Source organism: Thioclava pacifica DSM 10166, from assembly GCF_000714535.1.
In the GTDB taxonomy this organism is placed as follows: Bacteria; Pseudomonadota; Alphaproteobacteria; order Rhodobacterales; family Rhodobacteraceae; genus Thioclava; species Thioclava pacifica.
In genome coordinates, this window is record NZ_AUND01000001.1 from 1 (window position 1) to 21,208 (window position 21,208).

18 protein-coding genes are annotated in these 21,208 nt (G+C 67.4%); 6 read left to right on the forward strand and 12 right to left on the reverse strand.

The features are described from left to right. A partial coding sequence (locus TP2_RS00005) for an ABC transporter ATP-binding protein (RefSeq protein WP_038072028.1) occupies nucleotides 1–624 on the forward strand: 624 nt, incomplete at its 5' end. On the opposite strand, the gene bhcR is transcribed toward TP2_RS00005, so the two are convergent. Further along, the gene (bhcR, locus tag TP2_RS00010; protein ID WP_038072030.1) at nucleotides 625–1,431 is read right to left on the reverse strand and encodes an HTH-type transcriptional regulator BhcR; all 807 of its coding nucleotides are present in this window, start codon (nucleotides 1,429–1,431) and stop codon (nucleotides 625–627) included. Between the two features lie 195 nt (nucleotides 1,432–1,626). Between bhcR and bhcA the strand changes: the two genes are divergently transcribed. Continuing rightward, nucleotides 1,627–2,817, forward strand: a complete 1,191-nt coding sequence (gene bhcA, locus TP2_RS00015; RefSeq protein WP_038072032.1) for an L-aspartate--glyoxylate aminotransferase BhcA — start codon at nucleotides 1,627–1,629, stop codon at nucleotides 2,815–2,817. A 6-nt stretch (nucleotides 2,818–2,823) separates the two neighbouring features. Here the strand turns inward: bhcA and argE are convergent, their stop codons facing one another. Both argE and TP2_RS00025 read right to left on the reverse strand, forming a co-directional pair. Next, on the reverse strand, nucleotides 2,824–3,978 hold the full coding sequence (argE, locus tag TP2_RS00020; protein WP_038072035.1) for an acetylornithine deacetylase: 1,155 nt from the start codon (nucleotides 3,976–3,978) through the stop codon (nucleotides 2,824–2,826). 4 nt (nucleotides 3,979–3,982) lie between these two features. Next, nucleotides 3,983–5,167 (reverse strand): M24 family metallopeptidase, encoded by a 1,185-nt coding sequence (locus tag TP2_RS00025; RefSeq protein ID WP_038072037.1) that lies wholly within the window; start codon nucleotides 5,165–5,167, stop codon nucleotides 3,983–3,985. Between the two features lie 188 nt (nucleotides 5,168–5,355). Here TP2_RS00025 and TP2_RS00030 point away from each other — a divergent pair, with 188 nt between their 5' ends. Continuing rightward, on the forward strand, nucleotides 5,356–6,351 hold the full coding sequence (locus tag TP2_RS00030) for an LLM class flavin-dependent oxidoreductase (RefSeq protein WP_038073160.1): 996 nt from the start codon (nucleotides 5,356–5,358) through the stop codon (nucleotides 6,349–6,351). After that, a complete protein-coding gene (locus tag TP2_RS00035; protein WP_084713720.1) occupies nucleotides 6,351–7,496 on the forward strand; it encodes an amidohydrolase in 1,146 nt (381 codons plus the stop codon). Before TP2_RS00030 ends, TP2_RS00035 begins: the two co-directional genes overlap by 1 nt. A gap of 43 nt (nucleotides 7,497–7,539) precedes the next feature. Here the strand turns inward: TP2_RS00035 and cysN are convergent, their stop codons facing one another. Together cysN and cysD are read right to left on the reverse strand one after the other, a co-directional pair. After that, nucleotides 7,540–9,447: a sulfate adenylyltransferase subunit CysN gene (gene cysN / locus TP2_RS00040; RefSeq protein ID WP_038072041.1), complete on the reverse strand. Its 1,908-nt coding sequence runs from the start codon at nucleotides 9,445–9,447 to the stop codon at nucleotides 7,540–7,542. 47 nt (nucleotides 9,448–9,494) lie between these two features. Then, entirely contained in the window at nucleotides 9,495–10,439 is a 945-nt protein-coding gene (gene cysD / locus TP2_RS00045) for a sulfate adenylyltransferase subunit CysD (RefSeq protein WP_276202122.1), read from the reverse strand. Between the two features lie 78 nt (nucleotides 10,440–10,517). Between cysD and TP2_RS00050 the strand changes: the two genes are divergently transcribed. After that, nucleotides 10,518–11,495, forward strand: coding sequence for a helix-turn-helix transcriptional regulator (locus TP2_RS00050; protein ID WP_157617006.1), 978 nt, complete (start codon nucleotides 10,518–10,520; stop codon nucleotides 11,493–11,495). On the opposite strand, the gene acuI is transcribed toward TP2_RS00050, so the two are convergent. From acuI to TP2_RS00080, 6 genes are all read right to left on the reverse strand, one after another. Continuing rightward, a complete protein-coding gene (gene acuI, locus TP2_RS00055) occupies nucleotides 11,492–12,481 on the reverse strand; it encodes an acrylyl-CoA reductase (NADPH) (protein ID WP_206198302.1) in 990 nt (329 codons plus the stop codon). The genes TP2_RS00050 and acuI overlap by 4 nt on opposite strands. Nucleotides 12,482–12,495: 14 nt before the next feature. Further along, the gene (gene acuR / locus TP2_RS00060; protein ID WP_038072048.1) at nucleotides 12,496–13,137 is read right to left on the reverse strand and encodes an acrylate utilization transcriptional regulator AcuR; all 642 of its coding nucleotides are present in this window, start codon (nucleotides 13,135–13,137) and stop codon (nucleotides 12,496–12,498) included. Between the two features lie 56 nt (nucleotides 13,138–13,193). Beyond that, on the reverse strand, nucleotides 13,194–14,411 hold the full coding sequence (locus tag TP2_RS00065) for an efflux RND transporter periplasmic adaptor subunit (protein WP_051692071.1): 1,218 nt from the start codon (nucleotides 14,409–14,411) through the stop codon (nucleotides 13,194–13,196). 4 nt (nucleotides 14,412–14,415) lie between these two features. Next, on the reverse strand, nucleotides 14,416–16,779 hold the full coding sequence (locus tag TP2_RS00070; protein WP_240473672.1) for an ABC transporter permease: 2,364 nt from the start codon (nucleotides 16,777–16,779) through the stop codon (nucleotides 14,416–14,418). Nucleotides 16,780–16,783: 4 nt separating this feature from the next. Then, on the reverse strand, nucleotides 16,784–17,488 hold the full coding sequence (locus TP2_RS00075) for an ABC transporter ATP-binding protein (protein WP_038072049.1): 705 nt from the start codon (nucleotides 17,486–17,488) through the stop codon (nucleotides 16,784–16,786). Nucleotides 17,489–17,591: 103 nt separating this feature from the next. After that, complete coding sequence (locus TP2_RS00080; protein WP_038072050.1) at nucleotides 17,592–19,937, reverse strand: Tex family protein; 2,346 nt, start codon at nucleotides 19,935–19,937, stop codon at nucleotides 17,592–17,594. A gap of 171 nt (nucleotides 19,938–20,108) precedes the next feature. On the opposite strand from TP2_RS00080, the gene TP2_RS00085 reads away from it, so the two are divergent. Beyond that, nucleotides 20,109–21,011, forward strand: a complete 903-nt coding sequence (locus TP2_RS00085) for an alpha/beta hydrolase (RefSeq protein ID WP_051692072.1) — start codon at nucleotides 20,109–20,111, stop codon at nucleotides 21,009–21,011. Here TP2_RS00085 and TP2_RS18155 read toward each other — a convergent pair. Further along, entirely contained in the window at nucleotides 20,986–21,147 is a 162-nt protein-coding gene (locus tag TP2_RS18155) for a DUF2256 domain-containing protein (protein WP_240473695.1), read from the reverse strand. The two genes, TP2_RS00085 and TP2_RS18155, sit on opposite strands and share 26 nt — an antisense overlap. Nucleotides 21,148–21,208 lie beyond the last annotated feature (61 nt).

Consider the following 21,208-nt stretch of genomic DNA (forward strand, 5'->3'; position numbering starts at 1 on the left):
ATGGGCCGCGCCATCGTGCGCGAACCGGCGGTGTTCCTGTTCGACGAGCCGCTCTCGAACCTCGATGCCAAGCTGCGCGTGCAGATGCGCGTCGAGATCCGCGAATTGCAGCGCAAGCTCGGGATCACCGCGCTTTACGTCACCCACGATCAGGTCGAGGCGATGACAATGGCCGACCGGATGATCGTGATGAATGGCGGCGTGGCCGAGCAGATCGGCACGCCTCTGGAGGTCTATGAGCGCCCGGTGACGGTCTTCGCCGCGCAGTTCATCGGCAGCCCTTCGATGAATATCCTGCCCGCCGAGGTGAAGGGCGGTCAGGTGATGCTGGGTGGCGCGGCGCTGGGCGCGAGCGATCTGCCCGATGGCCCGGTCAGCCTCGGCATCCGTCCCGAGCATCTGCATCCCGACGATGCGGGCCCGCTCACGCTCGAGGTGACGCTGGCCGAGCCTCTGGGCGCGAACACGCTGCTACACGGCACGCTGGGCGCGACCGGAGAGGCGATGACGGCGGCGCTGCCCGGCGTTCACATGGCGCAGAACGAGGTCGGCCAGATGCGGCTTTCGGTGAAGCCCGAGGACCTGCACCTGTTCGACGCGAAATCGGGCCAGCGGCTGAATTGATCAGCCCGCGCCGATCTGGCGCGTGACGGCGCGCGCGGCCTTCGTGACCGCCGCGCCGATCTCGGGCAGGCGCGTCTCACCCATCCGCTGCACCGGGCCGGAGACAGAGATCCCCGCCACCGCCTCACCATGGATATTGAAGATCGGGGCGGCGACGCAGCGCATCCCCACGGTGCGCTCCTCGTCGTCGATCGCATAGCCGCGCGCCTGTGCTTCGGTGAGCTGGGCGCGCAAGGTCGCGGCATCACCGATCGTCTTCTCCGTGAACCGCGTGAACTCATGACTGCCGAGGAAGCGCGCCAGCCGCTCCGGCGCGTAGCCGCTCAACAACGCCTTGCCGATCCCTGAGGCATGAAGCGGCGCGACGGTGCCGGGCGGGAAGAAGGCGCGGATCGCCTGATGCGTCTCGACCTGCCCGGTGAACAGCACCTGACCCGCGCGCTCCACCCCGAGGTTCGAGGTCTCGCCCGTGACCCGCATCAGCTCCTGCATGAAGGGGCGGGCGCGTTCGAAGACGTTGGTATGGCGCAGGAAGGCCGAGCCGATGCGGAAGGCGGCGGGGCCGATATGCCAATCCTGTCCCTCGGGGCTGGTCTCGACGAAATCGCGGGCGTGCAGCGTCGCGAGGACCCGGTGCATCGTGGCCGGCGACTGGCCGAGGCCGCGCGCGATCTCGCTCAGGCTCAGCCCCTCGTGGCGCGAGAGCAGGTCGAGCACGTCCAGCGCCCGGTCGAGCGCCTGGATCGTGCCTTGCCCCGGTTCGGTGTTGAACCCGCGCGGGCGGCCCTTGCGGCGGGCTGTGGTCATTCTTTCGCCTCCCGGACGGGGAAAATCCTTTTTAACGAGCATAAAGCAAAAATATATTTCATTGTATGAAAAACGTAACCCGTTGCTCTCACGGTGAAAGCTGGAAATTTCTGCGCTGCGGCTGCGGTTTTTCGTAAAAATATCCGAGCCTACCCGCGCGTGATACGACTTTTCCCAGCCAGAGGAGGAGGCGTCATGATCCATCTCAACCCCGTGTTCATTCCGGGCCCGACCAATATTCCCGAAAGCCTGCGCAAGGCCGTCGATATCCCGACGATGGACCATCGCAGCCCCGGCTTCGCCGATATCATCCACCCCGCGCTGGACGGCGTGAAGAAGGTGCTCAAGACCAAGGCCGGCGAGGCCTTCGTCTTCCCCGCGACCGGCACCGGCGGCTGGGAGACCGCGATCACCAACACGCTCTCGCCCGGCGACAAGGTTCTGGCCTGCCGCAACGGGATGTTCAGCCATAAATGGATCGACATGTGCCAGCGCTACGGGCTGGTGGTCGAGCAGGTCACGGTGAACTGGGGCGAGGGCATCCCGGTCGACCGCTTCGCCGAGATCCTCGCCGCCGATAAAGGCCACGAGATCAAGGCGGTGCTGGCCACCCATAACGAGACCGCGACCGGCGTGACCTCGGATGTCGCGGGCATCCGGCGGGCGATGGATGCGGCGGGCCACCCGGCGCTGTTCTTCGTCGATGGGGTCAGCTCGATCGGGTCGATGGATTTCCGGATGGATGACTGGGGCGTGGACGTGGCCGTGACCGGCAGTCAGAAAGGCTTCATGCTGCCGCCGGGCCTCGCGATCACCGGGTTCTCGCAAAAGGCGCTCGCCGCCGTGCAAAGCGCCAAGCTGCCGCGCTGTTTCTTCGATATCCGCGACATGCAGGCGGGTTACGCCGCGAACGGCTTTCCCTATACGCCGCCTGTGGGTCTGCTGAACGGGCTGAAAGCATCCTGCGACATGCTGCTGGGCGAGGGGCTGGAAAACGTCTTCGCCCGCCATGCCCGCATCGCCGAGGGCGTGCGCCGCGCGGTCTCGGCCTGGGGGATGGAGCTGTGCGCGGTCTCGCCCGATCTCTATTCCAACAGCGTCAGTGCTGTGCGCGCGCCCGAGGGGTTCGACGCGGGCCGGATCGTGGCGCAGGCGCTCAATACCTATGGCGTCGCCTTTGGCGGGGGCTTGGGCGATGTCGCGGGCAAGGTGTTCCGGATCGGGCATCTCGGTCTGATCACCGACGTGATGACGCTCTCCGGACTCGCGACCGCCGAAATGGCGATGGCCGATCTGGGCCTGCCTGTCGAGCTGGGCAGCGGCGTTGCCGCCGCGCAGGCGCATTACCGCGAGACGGCCGCGCCCGCACAGAAAGCCGCCGCGTAAGAGCGGCTAGCTCCGGGCGCTGGCGAGCCTCCCGATCATCGCCAGCGCCTGGGACATCTGGTCGAGCGAGACGTACTCATCGGCCTTATGCGCCTGCTCGATCGAGCCCGGCCCGCAGATCACCGCGTCCATCCCGATCGACTGGAACAGCCCGGCTTCGGTGTTGAAGGCGACGCAGCCCGCGTGGTTCTGCCCGGTCAGCGCGAAGACCAGATCGCGCGCGGCGTTCTCGTCCATCGGCTCGAGCCCCACCACCTCGCCGATCGTCTCGGTGGAGATGCCCGCCTCGGGGGCGATGGCGCGCATCTCGGGCAGCAGCTTGTCTTCGACGAAACTCGCGATTTCCTCTTTCACGAAGCGCATATCCGCCTCGTTGATCGGGCGCATCTCCCAGTTCAGCTCGGCCCGCGGCGCGATCACGTTATGCGAGACGCCGCCGCGCAGCGCGCCCACGTTGAGCGTCGTCTGCGGCGGGTCGAAGCGCGAGCCCTCGGGGCAGCGTTTGACCAGCTCGGCGCGCAGCTCGAACAGCCGGTTGATGTAGCGCACCGCATATTCGACCGCGTTCACGCCCTTCTCGGGGGCCGAGCTGTGCCCGGGCCGTCCCTCGAAGCGCACGGTATATTCGCAGCAGCCCTTGTTGCCGTCGAAGACCTGCATCGAGGTCGGCTCTCCGATGATGCACAGGGCGGGTTTGACCGGGCGCCTGGCGAGGATCTTCACCAGCTCCTGCGCGCCCAGACAGCCGACTTCCTCGTCATGGGTGAAGGCAAAATGGATCGGGCGGGTCCGTGCCGCCTCGGCCAGCAGATCGAGCGAGCCGAGACAGGCCGCGATAAACCCTTTCATGTCACAGGTGCCGCGCCCGTAGAGCTTGCCGTCACGCTCAGTCAGGGTGAAGGGATCGCTCGTCCAATCCTGATCGGTGACCGGCACCACGTCGGAATGACCCGACAGAACCAGCCCGCCATCGCGCGCCTCGCCCAGCGTGGCGAAGAGGTTCGCCTTCTGGCCGCTCTCGTCGACCATGACCTCCACCGAAGCGCCGACCGTTTCCAGCCGGTCGGCGATGTAATGGATGATCGGCAGGTTCGGGTCGGTCGAGATCGTCGGATAGGCGATCAGGTCGGACAGGATCGCGCGGGTGGTGTCGAGCCGCATCGCCTCAGTCCTTGATGAAAAGCTTGCGTTCGACCTTGCACAACGGCTCGGCGGGGCCGTCTTCAGTGATCAGGATCGTCTCGGTGGTTTCCATCCCCCAGTCGTCCATCCACAATCCGGGCATGAAATGGAAGGTCATGCCGGGCTCCAGGATCGTCTCGTCGGTGTCGCGGATCGAGACGGTGTGCTCGCCCCAATCGGGCGGATAGGAGCAACCCACCGCATAGCCCGCGCGGTTGGGCCGCTCGATCCCGACTTTCGCAAGCTCCACGTTCAGCGCGCGGGCGATGTCGCAGGCGCGATTGCCGGCGCGGGCGACCTCGATCCCGGCGTTCAGCCCCTCGGTCAGGGCGTGGCTCGCGTCGATCATGTGCTGCGGCGGCTTGCCGAGGAACACGGTCCGGCAGAGCGGCGCGTGATAGCGGCGATAGCAGCCCGACTGCTCGACGAAGGTCGCCTCGCCCGCTTTCAGCGCCTCGCCGTTCCAGGTCAGGTGCGGGGCGGAGGCATCGGGGCCCGAGGGCAGCATCGGCACGATTGCGGGGTAATCGCCCCAACTGTCCTCCTCGCCCTGCACGGCGGTCTTGTAGAGCTCGCCCACCAGATCGTGCTTGCGCAGCCCCGGCTCGGCCAGCTCCATCGCGCGTTCGATCACCAGTTCGGAGATCCGCGCGGCGCGGCGCATGAAGCGCAACTCCTCGTCGGATTTGATCAGGCGCTGCCAGTTCACCAGCACGCTCGCGTCGATCAGCTCGGCCTCGGGCAACCCGTCGGCCAGCACGGCATGGGCCTTGGCGGTGTAGAAATAGGTCTCCATCTCGACCCCGATCCGCGCCTTGCCATAGCCCATGATGCGCAGATGCGAGGCGAGGTCTTCCATCGGGTGCATCACATCCGACTGCACCATCGCGTCGTTGTAATGGAGGATGTTTTCCTCCTCCATCCAGACGGTGCGGCGCGCGCCGTTCGCATCCATGAAGCGGCCCCACCAGAAGGGTGCGCCCTCCATCGGCAGGATCACACCTTGGTGCGTGTAGAAGGACCACCCGTCATAGCCCGTCAGCCAGAACTGGTTCGAGGGGTTTGTGACGAAGAGAAGCTCGATCCCGCGTTCGGCCATCGCCGCGCGTACCAGCTTGATGCGACGGTCATATTCGGCCTGACTGAAGGGGGCGTGAGTGATGGGCATCTGGGTCTCCTGTCGCTTGCGCGCAGGGTGGGACGGTCGCATGGGAAACGTCAAGGGCAAAGCCGGGCAGGGCGGCGTGCCGCGCGGGGAAGAGCGGGCTGTGCAATGCCGCGCAGCCGCGCCGATTGACAGCGGCGCGCGTCTCTGAAACCCCTGAGGGCGAATTCCCGGAGACCCCCGGAGGCTCGATGAAACGTTACTCCCTTCTCGATCTCTCGCCCATTCCCGAAGGCGGCGGCCCGGCCGAGGCGCTGGCCAACAGCACCGATCTCGCGCGCGCGGCGGAAGCGGCGGGCTATCACCGCTACTGGCTGGCCGAGCATCATAACTTTCCCGGCATCGCGAGCGCGGCGACTGCGGTGGTGATCGGTCACATCGCGGGCGCGACGCGGCGGATGCGGGTTGGGGCAGGCGGCATCATGCTGCCCAATCATGCGCCGCTCGTGGTGGCCGAGCAGTTCGGCACGCTCGAGGCGCTCTATCCCGGCCGGATCGACCTCGGGCTGGGCCGTGCGCCCGGCACCGACATGGCGACGGCGCGGGCGCTGCGCCGACATATGGCGCCGGCGGATGGATTTCCCGATGACGTGGTCGAGCTGATGGATTTCCTTGCCGAAGGCCCCGAGGATGCCCGTGTCCGCGCGATTCCGGGGCAGGGCAGCAAAGTCCCGATCTGGATTCTGGGCTCCAGCCTGTTCGGTGCGCAGCTCGCCGCCTATCTCGGGCTGCCCTATGCTTTCGCTTCGCATTTCGCCCCGGCGATGCTGGAAGAGGCGCTGGCCGCCTATCGCGCAGGCTTCCGCCCGTCCGAGCACCTCTCGCAACCCTATGCGATGATGGCGGCGGGGCTCTTCGCGGCCGAGACGGATGCGGAGGCCGCCTATCTGCGCTCCTCACATCTGATGGGGTTTGCACGGCTGCGCATGGGCAAACCGGGCAAGCTGCCGCGCCCGAGCCATGATCCGGGCGCTGGCATCCCCGCGCAGGTTCTGGCGCAGGCGGAACAGGCGCTCGCGGTCTCGGCCACGGGCGCGCCCGCGATGATCCGCACGCAGCTTGCCGCGCTGATCGAACGCTACCAGCCTGACGAGCTGATGGTGACTGGGATGATCCACGACCCGGCCGCGCGCATCCGGTCCTTCCAGATCGGGGCCGAGGTGCTGCGCGAGCTGCAGGAGGCGTGATGCTGGGGAATGCCGATCTGATTGAGCTGACCGCGCTGCGCCACGCGCTCCACCGCGCGCCCGAGGTCTCGGGGCAGGAGGTGGACACCGCGCGCCGGATCGCAGGGGAGCTGAGCGCATTGAACCCGGCCGAGCTGATCACCGGGCTCGGCGGGCATGGCGTGGCGGCGATCTTCGACAGTGGAGCGCCGGGGCCGGTGGTGCTGTTTCGCGCGGAACTCGACGCGCTGCCGATCCCCGAGGCCCCCCATGTCGATTGGGTCTCTGAGCACCCCGGCGTGTCGCATGTCTGCGGCCATGACGGGCATATGGCGATGCTGATGGGGCTGGCGCGGCTGATCGCGCGCAAGCCCGTCGCAAAGGGTCGGGTGGTCGCGCTGTTCCAGCCCGCCGAGGAAACGGGCGCGGGTGCGCGTGCGGTGATCGCGGACCCGCAATTTGCCCGCATCGCCCCCGATTTCGCCTTTGCGATCCACGGGTTGCCGGGCCTGCCGCGCGGCTATGTGGGCACGAAGCCGGGGTTGATGAACTGCGCCTCGGTCGGGCTGAAGATCACGCTCTCGGGCAAGACTGCCCATGCTGCCGATCCCGGCGCGGGGCGCTCGCCGCTCCCGGTCTTCGCGCGTCTGGCACCGGTGCTGGAGGCACTCGGGCCGGGGGGCGAACTGGACGACAGCTTCCGCCTCGTGACGCTGACCCATCTGTCCGTGGGCGAGCCGACCTTCGGCATCGCGCCGGGCGAGGGCGTGCTTTATGCCACCCTGCGCACCGGGGGCGATGACAGCCTTGCGGCACTGGAGGCCGAGATCCGCGCTCGGGTGGCTCAGGAGGCCGAAGCGGCGGGCTTGGGTTTGATGATCGAGGAACACGACCGTTTCGCGGCCTCGGTCAATGCGGCCGAGGCCGTCGGAATCGCGCGGCAGGCGATGGATGCCCTCAAGATCGCGCATGGCGAGGAGGGCGTGCCGATGCGCGCCTCGGAGGATTTCGGGCTGTTCGGGCATGGGGCGCAATCGGCGATGCTGTGCCTCGGGGTGGGCCGGGATGCCCCCGCGCTGCACAATCCCGATTACGATTTCCCCGACGACCTGATCGGCACCGGCGCGCATCTCTTCGAGCGCATCGCCCGCGATCTGCTGGGCTAAGCGCGCGTTTGGGGGCGCGGATCGCCGCGCCCCGCCAAGGTCGTTAGGGGATCAGCCGCGCGATGATCAGATCGGCCGCTTCGTCCGGCGTCATCGCGGTCGTGTCGATGCGCAGCTCGGCATTGTCGGGCGCCTCATAGGGCGAGTCGATGCCGGTGAAGTTCTTCAGCTGGCCCGAGCGCGCCTTCGCATAAAGCCCCTTCACGTCGCGTGCCTCGGCCACTTCCAGCGGCGTATCCACGAAGATCTCGAGGAATTCGCCCGGCTGCATCATCGCGCGCACCATGTCGCGCTCCGAGCGGAAGGGCGAGATGAAGGCGGTGATCACGATCAGGCCGGCATCGGTCATCAGCTTGGCGACCTCGCCGACGCGGCGGATGTTTTCCACGCGGTCGGCCTCGGTGAAGCCCAGATCCTTGTTCAGCCCGTGGCGCACGTTGTCACCGTCGAGCAGGAAAGTGTGGCGGTTCATCCGCGCCAGCTTCTTCTCGACGATATTGGCGATCGTGGATTTGCCCGAGCCCGAGAGGCCCGTCAGCCAGATCACGGCGGGCTTCTGATGCTTCATGTTGGCATGATGCTCGCGTCCGATATCGGTCGCCTGCCAGTGGATGTTCTGGGCGCGGCGCAGCGCGAAGTTGATCATGCCCGCGGCCGCCGTCTGGTTGGTCATCTTGTCGATCAGGATGAACCCGCCCAGATCGCGGTTCTCGGCATAGGGCGCGAAGGGGATCTCGCGGTCGGTGGTGACATTGGCCACGCCGATCGCGTTGAGGTCCAGCGTCTTCGTGGCCAGATGCTCCTGCGTGTTGACGTTCACTTCGTATTTTGGCTCGTGGACGGTCGCCGAGACGGTCTGGGTGCCGATCTTGAGCCAATAGGCGCGGCCCGGCACCAGTTCGTTCTCGTCCATCCAGACGATCGTGGCCTCGAATTGGTCGGCGACCTCCAGCGGATCCTTGGCCGCGACGATGACTTGCCCGCGCGAGCAGTCGATCTCGTCGGTGAGCGTGATCGTGGTGGATTCGCCTGCCACCGCCATGTCGCGGTCGCCTTCGAGGCTGACGATACGCGCCACCGTCGAGGTCTTGCCCGAGGGCAGCACGCGCACCTCGTCGCCCGGTCGTACCGTGCCCGAGGCGATGAGGCCGGAAAAGCCGCGGAAATCAAGGTTCGGGCGGTTCACCCATTGCACCGGGAGACGGAAGGGGCGCTCCTGATCGGAAGTCACGTCCACTTCGACCGCTTCGAGGTAGGGTAGCAGCGAGGGGCCTTTATACCAGCCGGTCTTCTCGCTCGGGCCCGTGATGTTGTCGCCCTTGAAGCCCGAGATCGGGATTGCGGTGAAGCCCTCGATACCGATGCTGTCGGCGAAGGTTTTGTAGTCGGCGACGATGGCGTCGAAGGTCGCCTGATCGTAATCGACCAGGTCCATCTTGTTCACCGCCAGCACGATATGGCGGATGCCGAGCTGGTTCACGAGGTAGGAATGGCGCCGCGTCTGGGTCAGCACGCCCTTGCGCGCGTCGATAAGGATCACGGCGAGATCGGCGGTCGAGGCACCGGTGACCATGTTGCGGGTATATTGCTCGTGGCCAGGGGTGTCGGCGACGATGAACTTGCGCTTCTCGGTCGCGAAGAAGCGATAGGCCACGTCGATGGTGATGCCCTGCTCGCGCTCGGCGGCCAGACCGTCGACCAGCAGCGCGAAGTCGATCTCCTGACCCTGCGTGCCGACACGCTTGGAATCCGCTTCCAGCGCGGCCAGCTGATCCTCGAAGATCATCTTGCTGTCATAGAGCAGCCGCCCGATCAGCGTCGATTTCCCGTCATCGACCGAGCCGCAGGTGATGAAGCGCAGCATGGTCTTGTGCTGATGCGCCTCGAGATAGGCGTCGATATCCTGCGCGATCAGCGCGTCGGTCTTGTAGATCGGATCCTTGGTCGTCATGTCGGCTCACCTGATACGGGTGGAAATGGGGGCGCGAGAGGGAAGGCTCAGAAATAGCCTTCCTGCTTTTTCTTCTCCATCGAGGCGGCCTGATCGTGGTCGATCGCGCGGCCCTGACGTTCGGAGGTGGTGGTCAGCAGCATTTCCTGGATGACTTCCGGCAGGGTCTGCGCCTCGCTCTCGACGGCGCCGGTCAGCGGGTAGCAGCCAAGCGTGCGGAAGCGCACCGAGCGCATCACCGGCTCTTCGCCCTCGCGCAGCGGGAAGCGGTCGTCATCCACCATCAGGATCAACCCGTCACGTTCGACAGTCGGGCGCGGGGCCGAGAAGTAGAGCGGCACGATCTCGATCCCTTCGAGGTGGATGTATTGCCAGATGTCCAGCTCGGTCCAGTTCGAGATCGGGAAGACCCGGACGCTCTCGCCCTTGGCCTTGCGGGCGTTGTAGAGGCGCCAGAGCTCGGGGCGCTGGTTCTTCGGGTCCCAGCGGTGATTGGCCGAGCGGAAGGAGAAGACACGCTCCTTCGCGCGGGACTTCTCCTCGTCGCGGCGCGCGCCGCCGAAGGCCACGTCGAAGCCGTGCTTGTCGAGCGCCTGTTTCAGGCCTTCGGTCTTCCACATGTCGGTATGCAGCGAGCCGTGATCGAACGGGTTGATGCCCTTCGCCTTGGCCTCGGGGTTCTGATAGACGATCAGCTCCATCCCCGCCGCTTTCGCCGCCTTGTCGCGCAGCTTGTACATGTCCTGGAACTTCCAGGTCGTGTCGACATGCATGAGCGGGAAGGGGGGCGGCGAGGGGTAAAAGGCCTTCTTCGCGAGGTGCAGCATCACCGCGCTGTCCTTGCCGACGGAGTAGAGCATCACCGGGTTTTCGGCCTCGGCAACCACTTCACGCATGATGTGGATGCTCTCGGCTTCGAGGCGTTGCAGGTGGGTCAGGGTTTTCTGGTCCATGGGAGGGCCTTTGTCCGAACGCGAATTTTTTCCCGGTATAGGGAAGCGATCTTTCTGGATAACCCCCCAAATGGGGGGTAAATTAAAGCAATGTTGGGTCAGTCCGAAAACAGTTTGTTGATCAACGCCCTGTTTGCCGCCGCAAGTGATGCGGGGCAGGCGGGCTGGAACGGGTTTCTCGACCGCCTTTGTGTGGCCAGCCATGCCGAGGCGGCGGCATTGCGTTTGCTTGGGCCCGAAGGAGAAGGACCGGGTTGGCAGGTCGGCACGCTGGCGCTCCCCGAGGCGGAGCGGTTGCACGCGATGCGTCTCGACAGGGTCTATTCGCAGATTGACCTGCCAGGCGGGCCGGACTGGCCGACACCCCTGCGGGCGTTGAAGGTTGCGGCGGGTGCGGCGGGGCAGGTGGCGCTGATGATTGCCCGTTCGGGACGAGAATTTCGGGCCGCCGAGGCGCTGCCGCTTTCCAATCTCGCACCTCACCTGGGGCAGGCGCTGTCGATCCAGGCCGCACTAAAGACCGAGCGGGCCCGCGCCGCGCTGGCCGGGCAAAGTGCCGCGTCGCTTGGGGCGGGTTGGGTGGTGCTGAGTTCGGCGGGAATGGTGATCGCGCATGATCCGCAGATCGCGGCGGGGCTCGATGCGAGTGACCGGCTGCGACTGCGTCGGGGCGCGCGGCCCGAATTTGCCGACCCCGAGGCCGCGATAGCCTTTCGACAAGCCCTCGCGGCGCTGGCTGCCGGAGAAGGCGCAGAGCGCCCGATCGCGATTGCCGGCGCCCCCCCTGTGCACCTCCGGCTCGTGCTCGGAGACTGGCAGGGCGCGCCGGCCGTGATCGGCCATCTGCGCGCCCTGCCGATGGCGCAGGATCTGCCGCTCGCGCAAGTCGCGGGCGATCTCGACCTGAGCCGCTCCGAAGCGCGGCTGGCGGTGCTTCTGTGCGATGGAGCGAGCCTGCGCGAAGCCGCAGAGAGCCTCGGCTGGACGCTTGAGACCGCGCGCTCGACCTCGAAACAGATCTATGCGCGGGCCGGGGTCAGCGGCCAGACGGGGCTGTTGCGGCGGATGCTCGGCTCCGCGCTTTGGCTCGGTTAGCCAAGCTCGGGCGCAACTGGCACGACGATCCGCCCACGCACCTTCCCTTCGAGGAATTTCGGAGCCGTCGCGATCACGTCTTCCAGCGCGACCTCCATCTCCATCGCGGCGAGCTTGTCCATGTCGAGATCGGCGGCCAGACGGTTCCACGCCTCGATGCGGTCTTCGAGCGGGCACATCACGCTGTCGACGCCCGCGAGCGTGACATTGCGCAGGATGAAGGGTGCGACCGAGGTCGGCAGCGACATCGAGCCCGCAAGCCCGCAGGCCGCGACCGTGCCGCGATAGGCCATCATGGAAAGGACGTTGGCCAGCACCTCGCCGCCGACCACATCGACGGCCCCCGCCCAGCGTTCCTTGTTCAGCGGGCGCGCCTTGCCCGAGACTTCTTCGCGCGCGACGATCGAGGACGCGCCGAGCGATTTCAGGTAAGCCTCTTCCTCGGGGCGGCCGGTGACGGCGGCGACCGTATAGCCGAGCTTGCCCAGAAGCGCCGTCGCCACGCTGCCCACGCCGCCCGTGGCGCCGGTCACCACGACCTCGCCGCGCTCGGGCGTCACGCCATGCGCCTCGAGCGCCATCACGCAGAGCATCGCCGTGTAGCCCGCCGTGCCGATCGCCATCGCCTGCCGCAGAGAAATCCCCTCGGGCAGTTTCACCAGCCAGTCGCCCTTGAGATGCGCACGCTCTGCCAGCCCGCCCCAATGTTTCTCGCCCACGCCCCAGCCGTTGAGCACGACGCGGTCGCCTTTGGCGAAATCGGGGTGGTTGCTCTCAGTGACGATCCCCGAGCAGTCGATGCCCGGCACCATCGGGAAGGAGCGCACCACCGGCCCCGCGCCGGTGATCGCCAGCGCGTCCTTGTAGTTGAGCGTCGAATAGGCCACGTCCACGGCCACATCGCCCTCGGCCAGCGGCGGCAGCTCGATCTCCTTCAGCGCGACGGTCTGGGTGTCTTCCGGTTTCTCGATCAGGATGGCCTGCACCATGTCATGTCCTTTCAGCTTTGGGCGAGCCGCAGGAACCCGTCGGCGAAGCGACGCAGCGGCTCGGGGGAATGTTGAAGTTTCGCGCGCAGGACGGCGCCTTCCCAGCCCGTCCAGAAGATCTCGGCGAGCGTGTCGGGGTCTTGATGGGCAGGCACTTCGCCCGCTGTCTGGCCCGCGCGCAGGCAGTCCGCGACCAGCGCCTGCCAGCTTTCCAGCACGACGATGAGGCGGGCGCGGTAGTCCTCGGGCAGCGTGCCCATCTCCTGCCCGAGATTGCCGATCAGGCAGCCGCGGCGGAAATCGTATCTCGCCATGCCCGCCTCGGCGTCGCGGGTGAAGGCGTGCAGGCGCGCGAGCGGCGTCAGGTCAGCGCGGTTAAGCGAGAGGGACAGCTTGTCGCGGAAATAGGTGCCGTAAGCCTCGATCAGCTCGGCGCCGAAGGCGGCCTTGGTCGGGAAGTAGTGGTAGAAGCTGCCCTTGGTGACGCCAGCGGCGGCGGTGATCTCGTCGAGCCCGACATTGGTGTAGCCGCGCTCGGTCAGCTGCACGAGTCCCGCGCGGATCAGCGCCTTGCGCGCGGCCTGATCGTCCGGCTTGCGCGGTGGGCGGCCCCGGCGGCGGGGGGCGTTGGAATCGGGGGCGGGGGCGCTCATGCGGATTTAATATACCGAATGGTATGATAAATAAAGCGCCGTAATCTTGGGGTCGCTCAGCCGCCCGAACGGGGCGCGACGGGCGAGCCGTCCTCCAGCCCCTCGACCGGGTAAAGCACGACCTGATCGCCCTCGCTCAGCCCCGATGTAACCTCGGCCACGGTGCCGTTATCCGTGCCGATCTCGACCGAGACCTCATGCGCGCGGCCGTCCTCGACCTTGAAGGCCGCCCAGCCCGTGCCGCGCCGGAACAGGGCGCTGGAGGGCACGCGCAGCGCATCCTCCGCCTGCCAGACCACGATTTGCACTGTCACCTGAAACCCGTGGCCGAGCCCCGCACGTTTTGCCGGATCGCCGGTGAAGCCGATCACCACGCCGACGCGCTGTTCCTCGACCCCCAGCGCGGAAACCTTCGTCGTGCCCGCCGGATCGACGCGCAGCACCTTGCCATTCAGCACATCCGGCCCACCCCAATCGGTGATCTCGACCGGATCGCCCACGCGCACCCGCACCGCGTCGCGCGAGAGCAGGTCGGCCACCACCTCCAGCCCGTCCGAGATATTGCCGATCTCCATGATCGGGCTGCCGGCGGAGAGGACCGTCTCGTTCTCCTGCAGGATCTGCAGCACGGTTCCGGTCGCAGGCGCATAAAGCGGGATCGTCTCGGCGCCGGCGCTATTGGCGACGGCGGCATCGTTTTGCAGCACCGATTGCGCCGAGGCGACGGCCGCCTCGCGCATCGCGATCGCGGCTTTCGCGGCGGCCTCCTGGGCTGCGGCGTAATCGGCGTTGATCTGGTCGCGGTCGAGCGCGGATTGGCTGATCGTGCCCGAGAGCGCAAGACGCTGGGCGCGCGACAGATCCGCATCGGCCTGCTCGCGCATCGCGACGGCCGCGCGGTAATCGCCTTGGGCCGCGCTCAGCGCCGCCTGCGCCTCGGCCAGCGCGGCCTCGGCCTGCGCGCGGCTGCGGGCATCGAGCACGGCGGGCAGGGCGGGGCGCATCCGCGCCACCACCGTTTCGCCCTTCACCACCGGGTCGCCCACATGGATGTCGAGCCGCTGCAGCCGACCGCTCACCGGGGTCGAGACCGTGTAGCTTTCGCTGACCCGCGTGCGCCCGTCATCCTCGATCGCAAGCCGCATCGGCCCGCGCGTGACGGTCCCGAGATCGACCGTCTGCGACTGCGGCCAGAGCAGGGCCGCCACGGCGCCTGCCGCGATCAGCGCGACGAGGATCAGGATCAGCCAGCGGGTGCGGGGTCTTGGGGTCACGAGGTCAGTCCCTTGCCTTGAGCGCCGTCACCATGTTCAACCGATCCTGAGCGCGGCGCAACATCAGGATCGAGACCAGCATCGCCGCGACCACCACCAGCACCGCCTTGGCGATGCTGGGCAGATCGAAGCTGACGCTGACCTTGTAAAGCTCGTTCGAGAAAGCCACCGCGATCAGATTGGCGAGCCACCAGCCCAGCCAGATCCCCAGCGGCAGCGCGATTGCCACCAGCACCGCGATCTCGCCCGCCAGAACTAGCGTCACCTCGGCGCGGGTGAAGCCCAGCACGCGCAGGCTCGCGAGTTCATGGGCGCGCTCGGCGAAGGCGTTGCGCGCGGCGTTATAGACGATGCCGAAGCTCAGCACGAAGGCGATGGCGCCGAAAACGAAGCGCATCTGGCCCGCGCCCTCATCGGCGATCTTGCGAAAGGCCGCGTAGCTGTCGGCCTTGACCGAGACGCCCGCCACCTTGGGCCGCTCGCGCAGCGCGTGCAGCAGCTCCGGCGAGGGCGGGCCGGCGGTGCGGATCGAGACCGAGGTGATCCGGTCGGCCTCTCCGATCGCGCGGGTGAGCGCATCGAGGCGCATATAGGCGGGCGAGCCCAGCAGCGTGTCGGAGACCGCGACGACGGGCAGGGTCAGGTGACGCTTGCGTCCTTCGGTGACTTCGGCGGTGATCAGATCGCCGGGATGAAGCTTCAGAAGCTCCGCCAGCCCGCGCGACAGCACCACCCCGTTTGCAGGCAGCGGGATCGGGTTCAGCCCGGTATCGAGCGCGCGGTTCAACGTGGCAGGGTCGGGCAGCCCGGTCAGCTCGCCGCGATGGGTGATCGGGCCGTTGCGAAACAGCACCGGGACCATGCGCTGCGGCTCGGCCTCGAGCACGCCGGGCAGATGGGCGATCTCGTGGGTGACATCGCGCGAGATCGGATGGATGAAGCTCACCGCCGCATCCGAGCGATCCGCGAAGCCGAAGGTCACCGCCATCGTGTGATCGAAGCCCGCATAGATGATCAGCATCGCCATGTTGAGCGCGAGCCCCGCCGCCACACCCGCGATGGTGCCGAGGCTGCGAAACGGCTGGCGCGTGATCTGGCGCAGGATCATCCGCCCCGGCTGATCGAGCGGACGGGTCAGGAGCGCCAGAAACCCGATCCGGCCATGGGTGAAATCGGGCGGGGCGGGCGGACGCATCGCCTCGGCCGGGGTCAGGCGGAACACGGTGCGCAACGCGATCGCCGCGCCCAGGGCGGCGGCGAGCAGCGAGAAGGCGAGGCCTCCCGCGAAAGGACCGGGGCGCATCGAGAAGACGAGATAGGGGAACTTGTAGAACTCCATGTAGATCCCGGTGATGCCGCGCCCCGCCATCACGCCCAGCCCCGAGCCAAGCGCCGCCCCCGCCAGCGCGATCAGCAGCGCCAGTTCGAGGTAATGCCCCGCGATCTCGGCCCCGCTATGGCCGAAGGCCTTCATCAGCCCGATCTCGCGCCGTTCCGCCTGCACGATCCGGGTGATCGTGACATTGAGCAGGAAGGCCGCGACGGCGAGGAAAATGGGCGGCAGGAAAAGGCGCGACTGGCGCAACCCGTTCAGCTCTTCGTCGATGAAGCGTGCCGAGGTCTGCTGGTCCTGCAGGTAGCCCGCGCCGCCGCCATAGGGCGCCATCAGCCGGTCGAGATCGGCCAGCACCGCCTTGCGCGGGCGTTCGCGGGTGGTCAGCACCAGAACCTCGTTGAACGCGCCATCAAGATCGAGCACGGCAGCGGCCGCTTTGCGCTCCATCCAGATCACGGCGAAGCGGCCGTCGGTGGGGAAGAACTCGCCCGGCGCGGGCATGAACAGGAACTCGGGCGAGCGCGCGAAGCCGACCACGCGCAGGCGCTGGTGGCGACCCTCGACGGTGACGCCGAGCGTGTCGCCAAGCGCGATCCCGCGCGCGGCGGCGAAAGTGTCAAGCAGCACGACCTCGTCGCTGCGCCCCGCCACCGGCATCCGCCCCGCCGTCATCAGAATGCCGTTGAGCCCCGCAGGCCCCGGCAGCGACAGGATGCGCGCCTGCACCGGCTCGCCCCCATCCGCGTCGATCCTTCCGTAACCGCTCAGCCGCCCTTCAGCGGTCAGCACGCCGGGGATCGCGCTGACCTTCTCCATCAGGGAATTCGGCGCGCGGGTCAGCGGCTCGAAGACCTGCGCGAAGCGGTGGCGTTCGAAATAAGCGTCGCGGGTGATGGTGAGCGTGTCGGTCAGCCCCGCCATCATCACCTGCACCATCACGCCGACCGCAACCACCGCCGCAATCGCGAGCGCCTGCGCGCGGATGCGCCAGAGGTCGCGGCCGAGCTTGCGATGCAGGATCGTCATCGCCATCGGCTCACCACTCGATCTCGGACGGATCGGCGCGGGTCTCGTTGGTGATCGTCTCGCGCAGCTGGCCATCGGTGAAATGCAGAACGCGATGGGCCATCGCCGCCGTCGCCGCCGCATGGGTGACGATCAGAACGGTGGTGCCCAGCTCGCGGTTCACGTCGTTGAGGACCTGCAAGACGCGCCGCCCGGTCGTGCTGTCCAGCGCCCCCGTCGGCTCGTCGCAGAACAGAACCGCCGGGCGTTTCGCGATGGCGCGGGCGATGGCGACACGCTGTTGTTCGCCCCCCGACATCTGCGCCGGGAAATGGTCGAGCCGCCCTTCGAGGCCCACCAGCCGCAGCGCCTCGCCCGCATCCATCGGGTCATGCGAAATCTCCGTCACCAGCTCGACATTCTCGCGCGCGGTGAGGCTGGGCATCAGGTTGTAGAACTGGAAGACGAAGCCCACATGGCTGCGCCGGTATTGCGTGAGCGCGCGTTCGGACATGTCGGTCAGGCACTGATCGCCGAACCAGGCCTTGCCCGAGCTGGGCCGGTCGAGCCCGCCGATGATGTTCAGAAAGGTGGACTTGCCGCTGCCCGAAGGGCCAAGCAGCACCACGACCTCGCCGCGCGGGATTTCCAGCGTCACCTCGCGCAGGGCGTGGACGGCGGCCGGACCCTCGCCATAGGTCTTCGATAGCGCTTCTGTGCGAAAGGCGGGCTGCACGCGCGGGCTCCGTGATCGTTGCGGGCCGGATGGCCCGGTTGCGATCAGATCACAGCCCCGCGAGACAGTCAAAACCCGAGAGGGTAAAACCGCCTGGCCTGCCTCAGCGCCGGTTCATCGCATCGCGCAAAGCCGCGCCAAGCGCGCCATTGCCGCTATCCTTCGCGGGAGCTTTGCCACTCCCTTTACCCGGGCCTTTCCCGCGCGGGCCTTGCGGTCCGGGCTTGCCCTGACGCGGATTCTGGCCCTGCGGACTTGCACCGCCCTCGGATTGCTTGCGCATCGACAGCCCGATCCGCTTGCGCGGAATATCGACCTCGGTCACGCGGACGCGCACCACATCGCCCGCCTTCACCACCTCATGCGGGTCCTTAACGAAGCGATCGGCCAATTGGCTGACATGGACCAGCCCGTCCTGATGCACGCCGATATCAACGAAGGCGCCAAAGGCGGCCACGTTGGTCACGGTCCCCTCGAGGCTCATCCCCGGCTTGAGGTCCTTGATATCCTCGACCCCATCGGTGAATTGCGCGGTCTTGAAGCTCGGGCGCGGGTCGCGGCCGGGTTTTTCCAGCTCCGCGAAGATGTCGCGGATCGTGGGCAGTCCGAATTCGCCGGTGACGAACTCTTCGGCGCGCAGGCCCTTGAGCGCTGCGGGCTGGCCCATGATTTCGCGAATGTCGCGGCCGCAGCTTTGCACGATCTTGCGCGCGACTGCGTAGGCTTCGGGGTGAACCGAGGAGGCATCGAGCGGCTCCTCGCCCTCGCGGATGCGCAGGAAGCCCGCGCATTGCTCGAAGGCCTTGGGTCCGAGCCCCGCCACTTCCATCAATGCGCGGCGCGAGGGGAAGGCGCCATGCGCGTCGCGATGCGCCACGATGGCCTGCGCGAGCGCCGGGCCAAGCCCCGCCACCTGCGCCAGAAGCGGCGCGGAGGCCATGTTGAGATCGACGCCCACCGCGTTTACCGCATCCTCGACCACCGCGTCGAGCGCCTGCGACAGGCGGCGCTGATCCACGTCGTGCTGATATTGCCCGACGCCGATGCTCTGCGGCTCGATCTTCACCAACTCCGCCAGCGGGTCCTGCAGGCGTCGCGCGATCGAGACCGCCCCGCGCAAGGATACATCCAGATCGGGGAATTCGCGCGCCGCCAGTTCCGAGGCAGAATAGACCGAAGCGCCCGCCTCGGAGACCACCACTTTCGTCGGCGCGCGCACGCCCGGCGGCAGCAGCTTGAGCGTGTCGGCGACCATCCGTTCGGTCTCGCGGCTGGCGGTGCCGTTGCCGATCGCGATCAGCTCGACGCCATGACGCTTGACCATGTCGATGATCTTCGCCTCGGCCCCGCGCAGGTCCATCTTCGGCTGGAATGGGTAGAGCGTCGCGGTCTCCAGGAGCTTCCCGGTCGCGTCCACCACGGCCGCTTTCACGCCCGTCCGAATGCCCGGATCGAGGCCCAGCGTCGCGCGCGGCCCGGCCGGCGCTGCCAGCAGCAGGTCATGCAGGTTGCGCGCGAAGACCTTGATCGCCTCGTCATGGGCGCGCTGGCGCAGTTCTCCCAGCAGATCGACATAGAGCGAGACCGAGAATTTCACCCGCCACGCCCACCGCGCCACGTCGCGCAGCCACAGATCGCCCGGTCGCCCGGCTTCGGTGTCGAGCGTGGCCGCGATGGTGGCGATCGCGCGCGGCTCGCCGGTCTCGGGGTCGGGCGCGATCTCCATCGTCACGACCTCTTCCTTCGCGGCGCGCAGGATGGCGAGCGCTCGGTGACCCGGAATGCTGGCCCATTTTTCGCGATGGTCGAAATAGTCCGAGAATTTCGCGCCCGCCTCTTCCTTGCCGGGCACGACGCGAGCGGCGATCATCGCCTCGGCGCGCATGAACTCGCGCAGTTTGCCCAGCAGATCGGCGTTTTCCGACAGTTCCTCGGTCAGGATGTCGCGCGCGCCGTTCAGCGCATCCTTCACCGTGGGCACGGCCTCGGTGAGATACCCCTCGGCCAGCGCTTCGGGGGCTGCGCTCCGGTCGTCCTGAATGGCGCGCAACAGCGGCTCCAGCCCGTTTTCGCGCGCGATCATCGCCTTGGTGCGGCGCTTGGGCTTGAAGGGCAGGTAGATATCCTCGAGCGTCGCCTTGCTCTCCGCCCGTGCGATGGCCCGCGCCAGGTCGTCGGTCAGCTTGCCCTGTTCGCGGATCGAATTGAGGATCGTCTCGCGCCGCGCCTCCATCTCGCGCAGATAGCCCAGCCGGTCCGAGAGCGTCCGCAGCTGCGTATCGTCGAGCCCGCCCGTGGCCTCCTTGCGGTAGCGCGCCACGAAGGGCACGGTCGCGCCGCCATCGAGAAGTCCGATCGCCGCGGTCACCTGCGCGGGGCTCGCCGCGATGTCACTCGCAATGGTCTGCGCGATACGGGCTTGGACGGGGGCGGAATCGGTTTGGGCCAAGGCTCTCTCCTGATGCAATCGGGCCGTCAGCAATAGCCGCCCCGTCGCCTCGGGAAAAGGGGGAAGGGCGGGGTCGGGCGGATCGCGGCCTGTTGTCGCGCGCGGGCCCGTTCGTCTTGTCTGCCCGCCAGCGCGGGCCTAGCTGAGCGGGAGATGAGCGCAGAGGCCGGAATGGCGGATCTTTTCCTGTATGTCGCGATGTTCGGAGTGGTGCTGCTGGCGCTGCGCGCGCTGGTGCATCGCGCGCTTTTGCGCGGGCTGGCTGCGCCTCGGATCGCGCATGAGGTGACGCCTGCCGATCTCGATCTGGGCAGGGCCGAAGTGACGCAGGTCCAGATCGCAGGCCCCGAGGGCGCCCGGCTTTTCGGCTGGCTGATCACGCCCGCGACAGTGTCCGGGGGTCCGCCCGAGACCCCGCGCCCGGCGGTGTTGGTCATGCATGGCTGGGGCGCCAATGCGGCGATGATGCTGGGGCTCGCGCCGCCCCTGATCGCGGCGGGCTATGCGGTGATGTTTCTCGATGCGCGCTGCCACGGGCGCAGCGATGGCGCGCGTTTCACCTCGATGCCGCGCTTTGCCGAGGATATCGCGGCGGGGCTTGCGCATCTGCGCGCGCAACCGGGGATCGACCCGGCGCGGATCGCGCTGATCGGCCATTCGGTGGGCGCGGGGGCGGTGCTGCTCCATGCGGCGCGGGCGCGCGATATCTGCGCGGTCGTCAGCCTCTCGGCCTTCGCCCATCCGCGCGAGGTGATGCAGCGATGGATGGCCGAGCATCGCATCCCGTTTCGCGGGATCGGCCAATATATCCTGCGCCATGTGCAGCGCGTGATCGGCGCGCGGTTCGACGAGATCGCGCCGATCCACACGGTGACGCAACTGCGCTGCCCGGTGCTGCTGGTGCATGGGCTGGAAGATGTGACCGCGCCGTTTTCCGACGCCGAGCGCCTGCGCGCCGCCGCCCCCGACGCGCAGCTCCTGCCGGTTCACGGCGATCACGACCTGCGCGACAGTCTTCACGCACATGAGCCCGAGATCGTGAGCTTTCTCAACGCGGCCTGTCTTCCGTCCTGACCGAGCGTGCTTCACGCCGACATCGTTCCGAGCAGAACCGCACCGCGTCCCAATCCCGCGCCCATTTCTTGCGCCAGGTGAAGGGGCGCGCGCAATGGGCGCAGAGTTTCGAAGGCAGATCGGATTTGCGGCGCATTTTCATGGGCGAGTTACGCGGTGCGGGGCTTGGTGGATGAGTTGCGGGTTCTCGAGGATGC